The sequence below is a fragment of the Pannonibacter anstelovis genome (assembly GCF_036881715.1).
Lineage (GTDB): Bacteria > Pseudomonadota > Alphaproteobacteria > Rhizobiales > Stappiaceae > Pannonibacter > Pannonibacter anstelovis.
Genome location: NZ_JBAKBF010000003.1, coordinates 384,157 through 401,436, shown reverse-complemented (window position 1 = coordinate 401,436; position 17,280 = coordinate 384,157). Strand labels below are relative to the sequence as shown.

Annotated in this window: 18 protein-coding genes; 13 read left to right on the top strand and 5 right to left on the bottom strand. The window is 60.9% G+C overall.

The annotated features are described in order from the left end of the window. Window positions 1–21 precede the first annotated feature (21 nt). Genes V6L75_RS07135 through ureG form a run of 4 tightly spaced genes read left to right on the top strand, consistent with a single transcriptional unit; the run spans window position 22 to window position 2,595 of the window. Window positions 22–633, top strand: a complete 612-nt coding sequence (locus tag V6L75_RS07135) for a glutathione S-transferase family protein (protein ID WP_334250815.1) — start codon at window positions 22–24, stop codon at window positions 631–633. Further along, the gene (locus V6L75_RS07130) at window positions 630–1,223 is read left to right on the top strand and encodes an urease accessory protein UreE (RefSeq protein WP_334250814.1); all 594 of its coding nucleotides are present in this window, start codon (window positions 630–632) and stop codon (window positions 1,221–1,223) included. The genes V6L75_RS07135 and V6L75_RS07130 overlap by 4 nt, the downstream gene beginning before the upstream one ends. A 41-nt stretch (window positions 1,224–1,264) precedes the next feature. Continuing rightward, entirely contained in the window at window positions 1,265–1,978 is a 714-nt protein-coding gene (locus V6L75_RS07125) for an urease accessory protein UreF (RefSeq protein ID WP_334250813.1), read from the top strand. Then, complete coding sequence (gene ureG, locus V6L75_RS07120; RefSeq protein ID WP_334250812.1) at window positions 1,975–2,595, top strand: urease accessory protein UreG; 621 nt, start codon at window positions 1,975–1,977, stop codon at window positions 2,593–2,595. The genes V6L75_RS07125 and ureG overlap by 4 nt, the downstream gene beginning before the upstream one ends. 21 nt (window positions 2,596–2,616) lie before the next feature. Here ureG and V6L75_RS07115 read toward each other — a convergent pair whose 3' ends face one another. Together V6L75_RS07115 and V6L75_RS07110 are read right to left on the bottom strand one after the other, a co-directional pair. Further along, entirely contained in the window at window positions 2,617–4,059 is a 1,443-nt protein-coding gene (locus V6L75_RS07115; protein ID WP_334250811.1) for a TrkH family potassium uptake protein, read from the bottom strand. Window positions 4,060–4,245: 186 nt separating this feature from the next. Further along, a complete protein-coding gene (locus V6L75_RS07110) occupies window positions 4,246–4,629 on the bottom strand; it encodes a VOC family protein (protein ID WP_334250810.1) in 384 nt (127 codons plus the stop codon). Window positions 4,630–4,995: 366 nt separating this feature from the next. Here V6L75_RS07110 and ffh point away from each other — a divergent pair, with 366 nt between their 5' ends. The 4 genes from ffh to rimM are packed head-to-tail and all read left to right on the top strand — an operon-like array spanning window position 4,996 to window position 7,929. Next, complete coding sequence (ffh, locus tag V6L75_RS07105; RefSeq protein WP_334250809.1) at window positions 4,996–6,588, top strand: signal recognition particle protein; 1,593 nt, start codon at window positions 4,996–4,998, stop codon at window positions 6,586–6,588. A gap of 50 nt (window positions 6,589–6,638) precedes the next feature. Continuing rightward, window positions 6,639–6,923, top strand: a complete 285-nt coding sequence (locus V6L75_RS07100; protein WP_094462857.1) for a chorismate mutase — start codon at window positions 6,639–6,641, stop codon at window positions 6,921–6,923. Between the two features lie 18 nt (window positions 6,924–6,941). Beyond that, on the top strand, window positions 6,942–7,313 hold the full coding sequence (gene rpsP / locus V6L75_RS07095; RefSeq protein WP_334250808.1) for a 30S ribosomal protein S16: 372 nt from the start codon (window positions 6,942–6,944) through the stop codon (window positions 7,311–7,313). 58 nt (window positions 7,314–7,371) lie between these two features. After that, entirely contained in the window at window positions 7,372–7,929 is a 558-nt protein-coding gene (gene rimM / locus V6L75_RS07090; protein ID WP_050474046.1) for a ribosome maturation factor RimM, read from the top strand. On the opposite strand, the gene V6L75_RS07085 is transcribed toward rimM, so the two are convergent. Continuing rightward, complete coding sequence (locus V6L75_RS07085) at window positions 7,875–8,369, bottom strand: VanZ family protein (protein WP_334250807.1); 495 nt, start codon at window positions 8,367–8,369, stop codon at window positions 7,875–7,877. The two genes, rimM and V6L75_RS07085, sit on opposite strands and share 55 nt — an antisense overlap. A gap of 243 nt (window positions 8,370–8,612) precedes the next feature. Here V6L75_RS07085 and trmD point away from each other — a divergent pair, with 243 nt between their 5' ends. From trmD to V6L75_RS07060, 5 genes are all read left to right on the top strand, one after another. After that, a complete protein-coding gene (gene trmD / locus V6L75_RS07080) occupies window positions 8,613–9,311 on the top strand; it encodes a tRNA (guanosine(37)-N1)-methyltransferase TrmD (RefSeq protein WP_334250806.1) in 699 nt (232 codons plus the stop codon). Window positions 9,312–9,536: 225 nt separating this feature from the next. Next, window positions 9,537–10,019, top strand: coding sequence for a 50S ribosomal protein L19 (gene rplS / locus V6L75_RS07075; protein ID WP_334250805.1), 483 nt, complete (start codon window positions 9,537–9,539; stop codon window positions 10,017–10,019). A 261-nt stretch (window positions 10,020–10,280) separates the two neighbouring features. Next, on the top strand, window positions 10,281–11,693 hold the full coding sequence (gene leuC / locus V6L75_RS07070) for a 3-isopropylmalate dehydratase large subunit (protein ID WP_334250804.1): 1,413 nt from the start codon (window positions 10,281–10,283) through the stop codon (window positions 11,691–11,693). A 284-nt stretch (window positions 11,694–11,977) separates the two neighbouring features. Next, window positions 11,978–12,535 (top strand): HNH endonuclease, encoded by a 558-nt coding sequence (locus tag V6L75_RS07065; RefSeq protein WP_050474041.1) that lies wholly within the window; start codon window positions 11,978–11,980, stop codon window positions 12,533–12,535. Between the two features lie 177 nt (window positions 12,536–12,712). Continuing rightward, complete coding sequence (locus tag V6L75_RS07060; RefSeq protein ID WP_334250803.1) at window positions 12,713–14,119, top strand: TadE/TadG family type IV pilus assembly protein; 1,407 nt, start codon at window positions 12,713–12,715, stop codon at window positions 14,117–14,119. A 96-nt stretch (window positions 14,120–14,215) separates the two neighbouring features. On the opposite strand, the gene acs is transcribed toward V6L75_RS07060, so the two are convergent. Together acs and V6L75_RS07050 are read right to left on the bottom strand one after the other, a co-directional pair. Continuing rightward, window positions 14,216–16,153 carry an acetate--CoA ligase gene (gene acs / locus V6L75_RS07055; RefSeq protein WP_334250802.1) on the bottom strand — a complete coding sequence of 646 codons (1,938 nt, stop codon included), beginning with the start codon at window positions 16,151–16,153 and terminating at the stop codon, window positions 14,216–14,218. A gap of 181 nt (window positions 16,154–16,334) precedes the next feature. Next, window positions 16,335–17,003 (bottom strand): YggS family pyridoxal phosphate-dependent enzyme, encoded by a 669-nt coding sequence (locus V6L75_RS07050; protein ID WP_334250801.1) that lies wholly within the window; start codon window positions 17,001–17,003, stop codon window positions 16,335–16,337. Window positions 17,004–17,280: the final 277 nt, after the last annotated feature.

Genomic DNA, 17,280 nt, shown 5'->3' with positions numbered 1-17,280 from the left:
GCGCTGCAGGAGGAAACCGGAATGTATAAGGTTATTGGCGTACCGCAGAGCCGCGCAAGCCGCATCTACTGGCTTCTGGAAGAGCTTGGCCAGCCCTATGAAATCGTACCGGCCAAGCCGCACAGCCAGGAAGTGCTGGCTGTAAACCCGAATGGCAAGATCCCGGTTCTGATGGACGGAGATGTGGCTCTGACCGACAGCACCGCCATTCTGCACTACCTCGCCGACAAGCACGGCAGCTGCACCTTCAAGGCCGGGACCATTGACCGCGCAATGCAGGACAGTTTCACCATGTTCTGCCTTGATGAAATCGAAGGCGCACTCTGGACCGGCTTCAAGAATACCGTGGTGCATCCCGAAGGTGTCCGCGTGCCGGACGTCATGCGCGCCTGCAAGGCGGAGCTGACGAAGGCGCTGGACATTCTTGCCAAGCGTCTTGGCACGAAGACCTATGTCATGGGTGACACGTTCACAGTCGCGGACATCATCATCACCAATTGCCTGATGTGGGGCGCGAGCATTCCCGAATTTGGCGTTCCGAAGGAAGGTCCGATTCCGGATTATGTGAAACGGACCACAAGCCGCCCAGCCTTCAAGGCAGCCGGCAAGCGTATCGCCGGCGCCCAAACATGAGTACATCCTTGCGCGCAGGTCTCGTCCGTCCGGCCGGAACCTGGCCGGACTGGTCGCTGGACACCATGACCCTGGGCGGCGAAGACCGGCACCGGCGCCGGGGGATGCTGACAACGGACGGGGGGACGAGTTTTTTACTGGATCTTCCCGAGGCTGTCTGGCTGCGCCATGGCGACGGGCTTCAGCTGGAGGACGGCCGGATCATCAAGGTTCAAGCCGCGCCGGAGGCTGTTACCGACATCACCGCGTCCTCACCGGCCGCGTTGATGCGGATCGCCTGGCATCTGGGCAACCGCCACCTGCCGACACAGCTGATGGACGGGACCTTGCGCATCCTGCAAGACCACGTGATCGAGGACATGGTGTCCCGGCTTGGCGGGACCATCATACACAGGATGGCGCCCTTCGACCCGGAAGGCGGCGCCTATGGCCAGGGCCGCACGCACGGGCACGAGCATGGGCATGATCATGGGCATTCGCACAACCACGCTCACAGCCATAGCCATAGCCATTCCCATGGGCACTCACACTCGCACGCGCACTCCCATTCGCATGGCCATCACGGCTCCGGAGACGGGAGCGGACATTGACCGCTGAAGCCACCCCTGTTTCATGTGAATCACCCCCCCTGATGCCGGGGCTCGCGGAGCTTTACCGCGTGCAGGCCTTCTTCTCACCCGCCTTTCCGGTGGGTGCCTTCACCTACAGCCACGGGCTGGAACAGGTGATCGAGGATGGCAGCGTGCATGATGCGGCAACGCTGCGCCTCTGGGTTCAGGATATCCTGCGCCACGGCTCGGGACGGACGGATGGCATCCTGCTGGCAGAAAGCTGGCGGGCAGCGATGGCCGGAGATACACAGGCCGTGAAGGAACTGGCCGGGCTTGGCCTTGCCCTGTGCCCTTCGCGCGAACGGCATACGGAAACCGGGGGCCAGGGAACCGCCTTCCTGTCAACCATCCGCAACGCATGGGGAACCGGCGCGGAAGCGTCTGCCGCTGCGCGTGCCTTCCATGAACTGGCGGATGACGCTGATGCGGTAGAGACATGGCCTTATCCGGTTGCGGCGGGGCTTTGCCTTGCAGCCTCCGGCATCGGGCTAGATGCGAGCCTTTCCGCCTATCTCCATGCTTTTGCCGCCAACCTCATTTCGGCAGCGGTACGCGCCGTGCCCATTGGCCAGACGGATGGCCAGCGGGTGCTGGCCTCGCTGATGCCGCAAGTGATGGAAACGGCGCAGACTGCCGCCGCCAGCGGCCTTGACGGTCTCGGCAGCTGCACCTTCCTCGCGGACATCGCGTCCATGCGTCACGAAACCCAATACACAAGGCTGTTCCGCACATGACCTCTCCCAACGGACCCTTGCGCGTCGGCATCGGCGGCCCGGTTGGTGCCGGCAAGACGACGATCACCGGCCAGCTCTGCAAGGCCCTGCGCGACCGCTATTCCATCGCCGTCATCACCAACGACATCTATACCAGCGAGGATGCCGAGGCCTTGATGCGGGCGCAGGCGCTACCGAGTGAGCGTATCCGGGGCGTTGAAACCGGCGGATGCCCGCACACCGCCATCCGGGAAGATGCCTCCATCAACCTTGCCGCCGTGCAGGATCTCACCCGCGCCTTTCCGGATCTCGACCTGATCCTGATCGAGTCCGGCGGCGACAATCTGGCTGCGACTTTTTCGCCCGAACTGGCCGACCTGACGCTCTACGTGATCGATGTGGCTGCCGGTGAGGACATTCCCCGCAAGGGCGGACCAGGCATCACCCGCTCGGACCTGCTTATCATCAACAAGACCGAGCTTGCGCCTCATGTGGAGGTGAGCCTTGAAGTGCTGGAGCGGGATGCCGCCCGCATGCGCAAGACCCGGCCCTTCGTTTTTGCCAATGCCAAGACCGGCAAGGGCATAGCGGAGGTGGCGGAATTCATCATCCGCGCCGGCGGCTTGCCGCAGGACTGAAGTTCCTCTGCTGGCGCGGGATCAGGTCTCGCGCCAGAAATCCGGGCTGAACACCAGCAGCCCGCCGATGAGTTCCAGCCGGCCCAGGATCATCTGGAAACCGAGCAGCCATTTGGCGCTGTCGGGCAGCTGGCTGAAGGTTCCTGCCGGGCCGATCAGCGGCCCGATGCCGGGCCCCACATTCGCCTGTGCCGTAATCGACGCGCTGATGGCGGTTTCGAGGTCGAGGCCGATCATGGCGTAGATGACCGCAAACACTCCAAATGTTCCAGCATAGAGAATGGAAAAGACGAAAACGCCTTCCATGACGCTGGGAGTGACCGGAGCGCCGGAAAACCGGGGCTCGATGATGCGGTGGGGATGGACCGCGCGCTTCAGAAGTGCACGGATCGAGCTGAGCAGAATCTGGATCCGGAAGATCTTGAAGCCGCCTGCTGTGGAGCCCGAACAGCCGCCGACAAATGTCAGCAGGAAGAACAGCACGATGGCGAAATTGCCCCACAGAAGATAGTCGGTGCTGGCATAGCCTGTGGTGGTGACCACCGAGACAACATTGAACATCGCATGGGTGAAGAGCGTGAAGGGCTCGGTATCGACCCGGTCCCGAACGCCGACAAAGACCACGAAGCTGACCACCAGGATCAGCAGAAGAAAGAAACGCACCTGCTGCGGATGGGGTGACTCGCGCCGCTCCGCGAGCTTGATGAGATAGAGAAACGGCAGGCTCGACAAGGTCATGAAGACAATGGCGATCCAGAGAATGGCCATGCTGTTGAACTGGGCAATCGAGCTGTCGGAGGTCGAAAAACCACCGGTAGACACCGTTGTCAGCGCATGTGTCAGCGCGTTGAAGGCAGACATGCCTGCAAGATAATAGAGCAGCCCGCAAAAGACGGTCAGCAGCAGATAAAGCGACAGAAGCCGGAGAATGAAGGGCTCGATCCGGCCATAAGGCTTGCTGGTTTTTTCTGATGATTCGATGGCGAAAAGCTGCGATCCACCAACCCTGAGGCCCGGCAGCAGCCAGATGCCGATCACGACGATGCCGATGCCGCCGATCCATTGCAGCAGGCTGCGCCAGAGCAGGATCCCCGGCGGCATGTTGTCGAGACCGGTGATGACCGTGGAACCGGTTGTCGTCAGGCCCGAAGCCGCTTCAAAGAAAGCCTCTGCCATGGTCAGGCCAATACCGCTTGCATAAAGCGGAATGGCTCCGGCGGCGCTGAAGGCAAGCCAGGCCGCATTGACGAAAATGAAGGTTTCGCGCGGCCGGAACTTGAATTCCTGCCGGTCCAGCGCCGCCGAGATCAATGCGCCGACGCACACCAGAATGGTGGCGGAGGTCGCAAAAACGATCCAGTCCGGATTGCCTTCGATCAGATCGGCAATCGCAGGCGGGATCATGAACAGGGCGACAATGATCAGCAGTCGGCCAATCGGCAGGATTACAGCGCGAAAATCCATCGTGTCTCTTTCGCCGGGAGTCATCACGGGCGATGACAGGCCCTGATGACTGGCCGGACAGGCCAGCGGACTGGCAGGGGAAGCCATGACCTTCCCCATGCCTGACGCGCATGTTCCCTGTTCCGGCCGCGATTTCAAGCCTTGCCAGCTTCAAGACCTGTGCGGAGACTGGCGGACCCTGTTGCCTCAGCCGTTGAAGACCGCCGCAATCTTGTTGCCGGAAGGATCGCGCAGATAGGCAGCATACCAATCCGGTCCATAATGCGGGCGCGGCCCCGCAGCCCCCTCATCCGTGCCGCCATGCGCCATGGCAGCAGCATGAAAGGCGTCGACTTCCTGCGGCGAGGCGGCGGGGAAAGCAGCCATTGTGCCATTGCCGGCAGAAGCCGGTTCACCGTTGAAAGGCTCGCAGATCCAGACGGTGACACCTTCGCCCTTGCCATCCTTCGAATATCCCTGCCAGCCGGGAAACTGCGCATGGGAAGCCCAGCCAACCGTTGCCAGAACCGCATCATAAAAGGCGATGGATGCCGCCAGATCACGTGTGCCGAGGGTGATGTAGAAATTCATGAGTGCCTCCCGTTGGAACCGTCCCGACTTTACCCTCTAGAATGGAACAAATAAAGAACATCATATCCAGAGCGCGCGGAAATTTGCGCCGGTGCCCGGCATTCCTTGACTCCTTTGCCGTTTCCGCTGTATGTCCGGCGCACTTCACGAAAGTGACGCCAGACATGATCAGCCGACCGGGACCCGCAAAGGTATAAAGAGCGCCCGGAGGTCAACACCCGGCAGCGCGATGCGCCCCCGGGTGTCAAACTGCTTTGCGCAAGGTTTCCTTGGCTCAAGGCTGGAGATCAGAACAGCGGCACCTTAGATGGAGGGGCACCGGCACGAGCGCCGGGGGCCGGACCGCAACACGAAAGGACGAGCGCCATGTTTGAAAGTCTGTCGGAGCGCCTCAGTGGCATTCTCGACAAGCTCACCGGCCGTGGTGCGCTGTCGGAAGCCGATGTCAACGAGGCCATGCGTGAGGTCCGCCGCGCGCTGATCGAGGCCGACGTTGCCCTTCCCGTGGTCCGCTCCTTCACCGACAAGGTGCGCAGCCGCGCCGTTGGCGCCGATGTGGTCAAGTCGATCACGCCGGGCCAGATGGTCATCAAGATCGTCCACGACCAGCTCGTGGAGATGCTTGGCTCCGACGCAGATCCGATCGACATCAACGCCCCTGCCCCTGTCGCCATCATGATGGTCGGCCTGCAGGGCTCGGGCAAGACGACCACGACTGCCAAGATTGCCCGCCGTCTGACCATGCGCGACAAGCGCAAGGTGCTGATGGCCTCGCTCGACACCCGCCGCCCGGCAGCGCAGGAGCAGCTGAAGGTTCTTGGCGAGCAGAACAGCGTCGACACGCTGCCGATCGTTGCAGGCCAGGGCCCGGTCGAGATTGCCCGCCGCGCCATTCAGGCCGCGCGCCTCGGCGGCTACGATGTGGTCATGCTCGACACCGCCGGCCGCATTCACATCGATGAATCGCTGATGCTGGAGATGGCCGAGGTCAAGGCCGCCACCAATCCTCACGAGATCCTGCTGGTCGCAGACTCCCTCACCGGCCAGGACGCCGTGAACCTTGCCACCAGCTTTGACGAGCGCGTCGGCATCACCGGCATCGTGCTGACCCGTATGGATGGTGACGGCCGCGGCGGTGCGGCCCTGTCCATGCGCGCTGTCACCGGCAAGCCGGTCAAGCTGATCGGTACGGGCGAAAAGTCCGATGCGCTGGAGGATTTCCATCCCCGCCGCATTGCCGACCGCATTCTCGGCATGGGCGACATTGTCTCGCTGGTGGAGAAGGCTGCCGAAGCCATCGACGCGGAAAAGGCCGCGAAGATGGCGGCCAAGCTCCAGAAGGGCAATTTCGATCTGGAAGATCTGGCCGACCAGCTGAAGCAGATGGAAAAGCTTGGCGGCATGTCGGGCATGATGAGCATGCTGCCTGGCATTTCCAAGTTCAAGAAACAGATGGATGCGGCGAATATCGACGAGCGCATGTTCAAGCGCCAGATCGCCATCATCCAGTCCATGACCCCGGTGGAACGGCGCAAGCCCGACATCCTCAAGGCCAGCCGCAAGAAGCGCATCGCGTCCGGGTCCGGCGTGGATGTGGCCGAGGTCAACAAACTGCTGAAAATGCACCGCCAGATGGCCGACGTCATGAAAATGATGGGAAAGAATAAGGGCATGCTCGGCAAGATGATGGGCGCCCTCGGTGGCAGTATGGCCGGCGGCATGCCCAATATCGATCCCAAGCAGCTGGAAGAACTGGCCAAAAGGGGCAAGATCCCCGGTGCCGGCGACCTGCTGAAGGGCCTGCCTGATGGCGGCGCAGGCGGCATGCCGGGCGGTGTTCCTGGCGGCCTGCCTCCGGGTCTTGGCGGCATGGGCGGCCTCGGCGGTCTGCCGAAGCTTCCCGGCCTTGGTGGCATGGGCGGTTTCCCCGGCCTTGGAGGAAAGGGCAAGAAGCGATGAACGATCTGCACAAGACCGCCGCCGGCGCCCTGCTCGGCGAAAGCCCCGCCATGACCGAGCTGCGTGCCCTGCGCGCCTCGATCGACAACATCGACGCCGCGCTGATCCACATGCTGGCAGAGCGCTTCAAGTGCACCCAGAAGGTAGGCCACCTCAAGGCCACTCATGCGCTGCCGGCAGCTGACCCGGCGCGCGAACAGATTCAGATCGAGCGGCTGCGGCGCCTTGCTGCAGATGCCAATCTCGATCCTGACTTTGCCGAAAAATTCCTGGCGTTCATCGTCAAGGAAGTCATCCGGCATCACGAAGCCATTGCCGCCTCGAACGGCAACTGAACAACTGGAGAAACTCAAATGGCTACGAAAATCCGTCTCGCCCGTGGTGGCGCCAAGAAGCGTCCTTACTACCGCATCGTCGTTGCTGACGTCCGCGCTCCGCGTGACGGCCGCTTCATCGAGAAGGTCGGCTCCTACAACCCGATGGTTGCCAAGGATTCCGCAGAGCGCGTCGTTCTCGACATCGACCGCGTCAAGCACTGGCTCGCCAACGGCGCAACGCCGACCGACCGCGTTGCCCGCTTCCTGGACGAAGCCGGCCTCATGAAGCGTGAAGCCCGCAACAACCCGAAGAAGGCCGAGATGGGCAAGAAGGCTGCCGAGAAGGTTGCCGCTGCCAAGAAGAAGGCCGAAGAAGCTGCTGCTGCCGCAGCTGAAGCTTCCGAGTAATGCAAACTGCGGGCAGCGCCATGCGTGACATCAGCCTTGGGACACAGGAAGCCCGGCAATGACGAAAGCTCCTGAAAACAAGGTCCTGATGGCCGTCATTGGCGCCGCCCACGGCATTCGCGGGGAAGTGCGGGTCAAGCCCTTTGGCGATGACCCGCTCTCCTTCACGGATTATGGCGTTCTGGAAACCGCCGACGGCTCACGCCGCTTCACCGTTTCCAAAGCCCGCGTGCAGAAGACCGTCGTCGTCACCAAATTCAAGGAGATTGGCGACCGCAACGCGGCCGAAGCCCTCAACGGGCTGGAACTCTACATCCCGCGCGACCGTCTGCCCGAGACGGAAGAAGACGAGTTCTACCATTCGGATCTGATCGGCATGGATGCCGTGGATGCGGACGGAAACCCCGTCGGCAAGGTGGTGATGGTGCAGAATTTCGGCGCCGGTGACCTTCTGGAGCTGCGTCCTGCCAGAGGCCGTTCCTTCTACATTCCCTTTACACGGGATTTCGTGCCCGAAGTCAGCATGGCCGACCGCCGTGTCGTCACCGCCATTCCGGACGGTTACCTGTCCGAAACACCGCGCGACGACGGGGATGATGACAACCGGATGGGCTGAAGCTCTCCGAAGTCTGCCGTTTCATCCACTTGCGTGTCAGCGTCGATCTTTCGCGTCTCCATGCGCCACAGGGCAATGGCGGCCACGACAATGACAACCCCGATGCCATTGGCAACCCCGTCCATGAGCGACGCTTCGCGGCCGGGAATGAACATCTGCACCCCCTCACCGGCAAAGCCCAGCGCCACGGCTGCCACAGCCGAAATACGCAGACGGCAGCAGAAGAACGCATGGATCGAAAGCGTCAGTAGACCGTAGAAACCAAGGTGAAGTGCCTTGTCGTAGGGATGTTGCAGGCCATGATTGAAAATCACCCCGGTCAGCAGCCCGAACAGGCACAAAGCGGCCAGCGGCATGATGCGGCTGAGCGAAATGTCGATGTAATCCCGGTCCACATAGTAGGCAATGATATGCGGCAGGGCAAAACGGATGCGGGGCAAGGATCAACTCCGGTCTTGAGGTCCTCAATCTCAGGCGGCAGGTGTTAAGAGGGGCTTGCCCGCTCAGACAAAGCTGCAGGCATGGTTGATGCTTCCTTCCCTGGTTCAGACAATTTGATATTTTTTCAGCTCGCCATGTTCGGCCCCCTGCAGAAGAACTCCAATGACCGTCTGCATTGCAAAGCCCGGCATTTCATCGCATAGCAGCCGCAGGAATTACGCCCCGCAGAACAGGAAACCGCGATGAGCTTTGCTGCGACCGTGCTGACCCTTTACCCGGAGATGTTTCCCGGCCCGCTCGGCATCAGCCTGTCGGGACGGGCGCTGAAGGAAGGCACCTGGTCGCTGGAGGCGAGGCAAATCCGTGATCACGCCACCGACAAGCATCGCTCGGTCGATGACACGCCGGCCGGCGGTGGGGCCGGCATGGTGCTGCGGGCAGACATTCTGGCCGCAGCCATCGATGCTGCCACCCTGCCCGGCGACACGCGCCCGCGCCTGCTGATGAGCCCGCGCGGCAAACCGCTGACGCAGGCGCGGGTGCGCGAGCTGGCAAGCGGCCCCGGCGCCATCATCATCTGCGGGCGCTTCGAGGGCATCGACCAGCGGGTCATCGATGCGCGCCAGCTCGAAGAGGTCTCCATCGGCGACTACATCCTCTCCGGCGGCGAGATTGCCGCCATGACCATGCTGGATGCCATCGTGCGGCTTTTGCCGGGCGTGATGGGCAATCAGGAGAGCGGTGAAACCGAAAGCTTCGAGACCGGCCTGCTGGAACACCCCCACTACACAAGGCCGGCCGAATTCGAAGGCATGACCATTCCGGAAGTTCTGACCTCCGGCAACCACCGCAAGATCAACGAGTGGCGCAAGGCAGAAGCCGAGCGGCTGACGCAGGAGCGGCGGCCGGATCTCTGGGCAGCCTATCAGGCCAAGGACTGACGCACCTTTTAGGCCGGTTTTTCCAGATTCCGCATGACAAGGCGGCGGTCTTCCTGTAAGGAGCCAGCCGTTGTGGCCGGTTCTGTGCGCCGCGCATTGCTTTTGCGCGATCCTGCGGACAGCCGGGTATCTCCAACATGGCCCGAAGACGGTGAACCCGTCCTTTCCACTTAACGTGGGCTGGACGCTCTGGCTGTCTTTGAAAACTGACAAGGGAAATATGCCATGAACCTGATCGAACAGCTGAACGCGGAAGAAAAGGCAAAGATCGAAGCCGTCCGCAAGCTCCCCGAATTTTCGCCGGGCGACACCATCAAGGTCAACGTCAAGGTGACCGAGGGCAACCGCACCCGTACCCAGGCTTACGAAGGTGTCTGCATCGCCCGTTCCGGCGGCGGCATCAACGAGAGCTTCACCGTGCGCAAGATCTCCTACGGTGAAGGCGTGGAGCGCGTGTTCCCGGCCTGCTCGCCGATGATCGAAGGCGTTGAAGTTGTCCGCCGCGGCAAGGTCCGCCGCGCCAAGCTCTACTACCTGCGCGACCGCCGCGGCAAGTCGGCCCGTATCGTCGAGGCCACCAACGTCCGCGCCAAGCGCCTCAACGAAGAAGCCCGCGCTGAAGTCGTTGCTGCCAAGGCTGCTGCTGCTGCCGAGAAGGCCGCTGCTGCTGAGGCTGCTGCGGCAGCCGCTGCTGCTTCCGCCGAATAAGAACGGCGCTGCATCGCAGATTTCTGAAAGGCGGTCTTCGGGCCGCCTTTCTTTTTGCCAGATTTCAAGCTCCCAGCACGGCGCCACTTGAACAAAGCTCAAGAGTGGCGGACTGCGAAGCATATTGACCCCCATGATGCTTCGGGGCATTGAAGAGGCAAGACCGGAACAGGCTGGAAACGGCCAATCCGTGCAAGGGACAAGGGGCAGAACCGCCACGGCGGATGATCAAGGCCCCGCCCGGTTTCAGGAGACACCCCGATGACCAAGCCGAGAACGCTCTACGACAAGATCTGGGATGACCATGTGGTCGACACCCAGGAAGACGGCACCTGCCTGCTCTACATCGACCGCCACCTCGTCCACGAAGTGACGAGCCCGCAGGCGTTCGAAGGCCTGCGCATGACGGGCCGCAAGGTGCGCCGTCCGGAGAAGACGCTAGCCGTCGTCGACCACAACGTGCCGACCACCGACCGCAGCCAGGGCATCGATGATCCGGAATCCGCGCTTCAGGTACAGACCCTGGCCGACAACGCCGCTGAATTCGGCATCGAATATTACAGTGAGCTGGATCACCGGCAGGGCGTGGTGCACATCGTCGGCCCGGAGCAGGGTTTCACCCTGCCCGGCATGACCATCGTCTGCGGTGACAGCCACACCTCCACCCACGGCGCCTTTGGTGCGCTGGCGCATGGCATCGGCACTTCCGAAGTGGAACACGTTCTGGCCACCCAGACGCTGATCCAGAAGAAGGCCAAGAACATGCTCGTCCAGGTGGACGGCAAGCTGCCGGAAGGCGTCACCGCCAAGGACATCATTCTGGCCATCATCGGCGAGATCGGTACCGCCGGCGGCACCGGCTACGTCATGGAATATGCGGGCGAAGCCATCCGCTCGCTGTCCATGGAAGGCCGCATGACCATCTGCAACATGTCGATCGAAGGCGGCGCCCGCGCCGGCCTCATCGCGCCGGATGAAACCACCTTCGCCTATATCCAGGGCCGCCAGAAGGCTCCCAAGGGCGAAGCGCTGGAGCGTGCGATTTCCTACTGGAAGACGCTGCATACCGACGAAGGCGCGCATTTCGACAAGGTGGTGAAGCTGGATGCAGCCAACCTGCCGCCCATCGTCACCTGGGGCTCCTCCCCCGAAGACGTGATCTCCGTAACAGGCGTCGTGCCGAACCCGGATGACATCGCCGACGAGAACACCCGCAAGTCCAAGTGGCGTGCGCTGGAATACATGGGCCTGACGCCGGGCACGAAGATGACCGACATTCCGGTCGATGTCGTCTTCATCGGCTCATGCACCAACGGCCGCATCGAGGATCTGCGCGCTGCCGCTGCCATGATCGGCAACGGCAAGGTGAAGGACGGCGTCAAGGCCATGGTGGTTCCGGGCTCCGGCCTTGTGAAGGAACAGGCAGAGGCTGAAGGCCTGGACAAGGTGTTCAAGGCAGCTGGCTTCGAATGGCGCGAGCCGGGCTGCTCCATGTGCCTTGCCATGAACGCCGACAAGCTGCAGCCGGGCGAGCGCTGCGCATCGACCTCGAACCGCAACTTCGAAGGCCGGCAGGGCTTCAAGGGCCGCACCCATCTGGTCTCCCCGGCCATGGCAGCAGCGGCAGCCATTGCGGGCCATTTCGTCGACATCCGCGAGTGGCAGAAGCCCTGATTCGCTTCACCTTGAAACATGTGGACGGGCGCCCCCTGCGGCGCCCGTTTCTTTTTGGGCAAAATTCTTATCCGGCTTTACCCTTGAAGCTCGAAGCCTTTTTGATTTCAGAGAGTTGATGCCCAGATAGAGTCCAGTAGGACAGCTTCTCCATCTTCGGCACTGCGGCGCTTTTACAGGCTTCACAAGAGTGTCACACCGGCACTACTATATGTCTCGCATGTAGAGGTAGAACCCGGCATCGGGTCTGCGGTGCCGGCACCTTGAGAGACAAGGAGCCGAAGGTGACGATAGCCGTACCATCGGGCGCCCATCCGGCCTTGGTGCTGAATGCGGACTACAGGCCCTTAAGTTATTATCCCCTGTCACTGTGGTCGTGGCAGGACACCATCAAGGCTGTGTTCCTCGACCGGGTGAACATCGTGTCGGAATACGAGACCACGGTTCGAAGTCCGAGTTTCGAGTTCCGATTACCCAGCGTGGTCTCCCTCAAGACCTTCGTCAAACCGTCGCGCCACCCGGCCTTCACCCGCTTCAACGTTTTCCTGCGCGACAGATTCCAGTGTCAGTATTGCGGCTCCCGCGAGGATCTGACCTTCGATCACCTGATCCCACGCTGCCGCGGCGGCCAGACCACCTGGGAAAACGTGATCACCGCCTGCTCCCCCTGCAATCTGCGCAAGTCGAACAAGTCCTGCGAGCAGCTGGACATGTGGCCGATGCACATGCCATTCCGGCCCTCCATCCAGGATCTGCATAACAACGGCCGGGGCTTCCCGCCAAACTATCTGCACGAAAGCTGGCTCGACTTCCTGTACTGGGATACGGAACTGGAACCGTAAACAAACGATAACCACCCCTGCGCAAACTGCTTAAACGCTCGTAAACCAAGGTTCGATTTTCGATCTGAATTGACTATAATTTTAGTGTTGCGCAACAGTTTCTGATGAATATGAGCTCCAGAAAAGCTTTGGAGTTCACTCATGTGCAGATCCAGGATACGTCAGCTTCTGCGGAAGATGCGCGAGTTTGGCCGGAAGAAGGACGGCTCCATCCTGCCTCTGGCGGCCTTTCTGATCGTCATCATGATCGTGATTGCTGGCTCCGGCGTCGACTATGGCCGCGCCATCATTGTCCGCAGCGCAGTCACCAATGCGCTGGATGCGGCGGTTTTGAGCGTTGCCCGTCAGCTATCAACCACGGTTCTCACCGACAGCCAGATCAGATCTGCACTCGAATCTGCATTCAACGCCAACCTGACGTCGACAGGGGTGGACAATGTCCAGCTGGCAAATCTCACCTACACGCTTAATTCGTCAGAGGGGATCATCACCGCCAATGTCACCGGAACGATCGGCACGTATTTCGTCTCGATTGGCGGCATTGGTCCCAAGACAATACCGGTAAGCTCCTCGTCGCAATCCACCTACTCCAGATTTGACGTGGAACTGGCACTGATCCTGGACGTCACCGGCTCTATGTCAAACGACATGGATGCCCTGAAATCAGCAGCCAATAGTGTTGTGAAGATTCTTCTTGCGGAACAAAGCGGCAATTCCCGGTCAAAGGTCCGCATTTCGCTTGTTCCCTATAGCCAGGGTGTAAATCTCGGCAACAAGGCCAAAACCGTCACAAATGGGGCTTCCCTTGGAGCGAATTGTGTGACGGAGCGCATGGGCCCGAAACAATTTACCGATGCAGCCTATAACTATAACGACAAAAACTCGGAGTTTTTCGGCGGCGGTTCCAACGCCTGCTCCTACGGCTCGCCACTTCTGCCCCTGACAAGCTCCGCTGACAGCCTGGAGACAGCCATAAAAAATCTGGTTGCCAGTGGCGGTACTGCAGGCCAGACCGGAATTGCATGGGGCTGGTACACATTGTCGCCAAGCTGGTCAAACCTCTGGCCATCCGCCAGTGCCCCGAGCGCCTATGGCGATAACAAAGTCAAGAAGATCGCACTCATCATGACTGATGGTGATTTCAACGACTTCTATGACAAGGTTTCGCTAACCCGAAATCAGTGTCAATACAGGTCAGGTTACAACCGTTATGGCGGTTATCAAGGCTGGAATTATCATGACACAAGGCCCGGATATTATTGGCTGTATGAAACGATAGAGAGTGGATGCAGCTGGTCGTCCAAGAAATACTGGCTCGGGCAGTATTATCAGGACGCAAATTATGATGACCAGCCAGCCGTTCGTGCGAGAAAATTTTGCGACGCGATGAAGGAAAAGAAGATCACGATCTATACGGTTCTTTTCCAGAACAGTGCAGGGTCATTACCATCATCCGAAAAACTGATGAAATACTGCGCCACCAGCGAAGCAACGACCTATTTCAAGGCAACCGACGGAGAGACCTTGATCAAGGCTTTCTCAAACATCGCGAGACAGATCCAGTCGATTTTCCTGTCGAAATGATCTTAGGGCAGAGGAAGACGAAACGTCCAAAACAAAGGGCCCGCAGCTGCGGGCCCTTGATGCTTTGCGGATTGAGACCGGACGTGCCTGACAGGATCAGGCCCGGTTCTGGCGGTTCTCGATCAGGTCATCAACCACCGCCGGATCAGCCAGGGTCGAGGTATCGCCCAGGTTCTCGAAGCTGTCCTCCGCGATCTTGCGCAGGATACGGCGCATGATCTTGCCGGAACGGGTCTTCGGCAGGCCGGGGGCAAACTGGATGAGATCGGGCGAGGCAATCGGGCCGATTTCCTTGCGCACATGCGCCACCAGTTCCTTGCGCAGCGCCTCGCTGGGCTCCTCGCCCGCCATCAGCGTGACATAGGCATAGATGCCCTGCCCCTTGATGTCGTGCGGATAGCCAACGACAGCCGCCTCAGAGACCTTGGGATGGGCCACCAGCGCGCTTTCCACCTCCGCCGTACCCATCCGGTGGCCGGAGACGTTGATCACGTCATCAACGCGCCCTGTGATCCAGTAATAGCCATCCGCATCGCGGCGGCAGCCATCGCCGGTGAAATACATGCCCTTGTAAGTGGAGAAATAGGTCTGCACGAAGCGGTCATGATCGCCATAGACCGTGCGCATCTGGCCGGGCCAGCTGTCGAGGATGACAAGGTTGCCCTCCGTCGCCCCATCCAGAATGTTGCCTTCCGCATCGACCACCGCCGGCTGCACGCCAAAGAAGGGCCGTGTGGCCGACCCCGGCTTCAGCGGGGTTGCGCCCGGCAGCGGCGTGATCAGGATGCCACCGGTCTCCGTCTGCCACCAGGTATCAACGATCGGGCAGCGCTTGTCTCCGACCACGTTGTAATACCACATCCATGCTTCCGGATTGATCGGCTCACCCACAGACCCCAGCAGGCGCAGGCTTTCGCGTGAGGTTCGGGTGACATGCTCGTCCCCTGCCCCCATGAGCGAGCGGATCGCCGTCGGCGCGGTGTAGAAGATGTTGACCTTGTGCTTGTCCACCACGTCCCAGAAGCGGCCTGCATTCGGATAGGTCGGAATGCCCTCGAACATCAGCGTCGTGGCGCCATTGGCCAGCGGGCCATAGACAATGTAGCTGTGGCCGGTGACCCAGCCCACATCCGCCGTGCACCAGTAGATGTCCCCTTCGTGATAGTCGAAGACATACTGGTGTGTCATCGAAGCATAGACGAGATAGCCGCCGCTGGTGTGCAGCACACCCTTGGGGCTGCCGGTGGAGCCGGACGTGTAGAGGATGAACAGCGGATCTTCCGCGCTCATCTCAGCCGGGGTGTTTTCGGCAGAAACCTTGGCCGCCTCCTCGTGGTACCAGACATCGCGGCCGCCGGTCATGGCAACGGCGCCACCCGTGCGCTTCACCACGATCATGGTATCTACCGGGGCCTTTTCGGCGGCACGGTCGGCATTGAGCTTCAGCGGCACGGTGCGTCCGCCACGCAGGCCTTCGTCGGCCGTGATCAGGCAGGTGGACTTGCAGTCGGCAATGCGCTGCGCCAGGCTGTCCGGCGAGAAGCCGCCGAAGACGATGGAATGGACCGCGCCAATGCGGGCGCAGGCGAGCATCGCATAGGCCGCTTCCGGGATCATCGGCAGATAGATGGTCACCCGGTCGCCCTTCTTCACCCCATGGGCCAGCAGAACATTGGCGAAGGTGCAGACCTCGCGGTGCAGGTCCTTGTAGGTGATGACCTTGTGATCTGCCGGATCATCGCCTTCCCAAATGATCGCCGGCTGATCGCCGCGCGTCTCCAGATGCCGGTCGATGCAGTTGGCCGAGACGTTCAGCGTGCCGTCCTCGAACCATTTGATCGAAACATTGTGCGGGTCGTAAGAGGTGTTCTTGACCTTGCTGAAGGGCTTGATCCAGTCGATGCGCTTGCCGTGCTCCCCCCAGAAGCCTGCAGGGTCATCAACCGATTTCCGGTACATTTCCAGATATTTGGCGTTATCGGCGAGCGCACGTGATGCGACTTCGGCCGGAACCGGAAAAACGTTATCCGACATGCCTTCCTCCCAGGATGAAACAGGCGGGCATGCTCTTGGCGGCAGCCCGCATTCCGGGCGCATTATGCTGCCGGGATGCAGGCAGGTCTATACGGGATCGCTCGAACTTTCGTAGAGCCTGCCGTCACTTGCAGCAGAATTGATACAAGATGCCGCGTTTTCCGGGGCAGGCACGGGCAAATCAGGCCCTTCCGCCAAAGATGGCCGAGCCAACACGCACATGCGTCGCGCCGAAGGAGACCGCAATCTCGAAGTCGGACGACATGCCCATGGAAAGCTGCGTCAGCCCATTGCGGCGGGCGATCTTTTCCAGAAGCGCAAAATGCGGGCCCGGTGCCTCATCGACAGGAGGGATACACATCAGACCGGTGACATTAAGACCAATTTCTTCCCGGCACAGGCGGATAAACTCATCCGTCTCTTTCGGCGCAATACCGGCCTTCTGCGGCTCTTCTCCGGTGTTGACCTGAACGAAACACGGCAGGTCCCTGCCCTGCGCCGTCATTTCGCCCTTCAGCGCCCGGGCAATCTTCTCCCGGTCGATGGTGTGGATCACGTCGAAGGTGGCAACTGCCTCCTTTGCCTTGTTGGACTGCAGCGGGCCGATGAGATGCAGCTCAATGCCGGCGTATTCCGTCCGCAGCTGCGGCCACTTGCCCATGGCCTCCTGCACACGGTTCTCACCGAAAACGCGCTGGCCGGCGTCCAGAACCGGACGGATATGCTCCGCCTCGAAGGTCTTCGACACGGCAACCAGACAGACGCTGCCCTTTTCCCGGCCATGCGCGGCTTCTGCCTCGCGGATTCCGGAGACAACATCGTTGAGCTGGGTGACGGCGTCTTGGGCCATGTCGTGATCCTGACTATAAGGGAAACGGGCCGAAGAGATGCCAGCCCGGCCTTGGTATAGGGCGCAGGCAGGGCCGGTTTCAAGAGTTGAGCCGGGCCCGGACCTGACGCGCCAGCGAAATAAGCCGCTTTTGCTGCCAACCGTGTTGACCCATGAGGGAATTTCTGGTGACAGTCCCGCAGACATGTTTTTGGTTTGTGCGCCGCCTCCCGGCGCGCAGACATCTGGTTTGCGCGCTCTCAGGTGTGCGGGTCTCTGGTTTTGTGTGCCCTGCGGG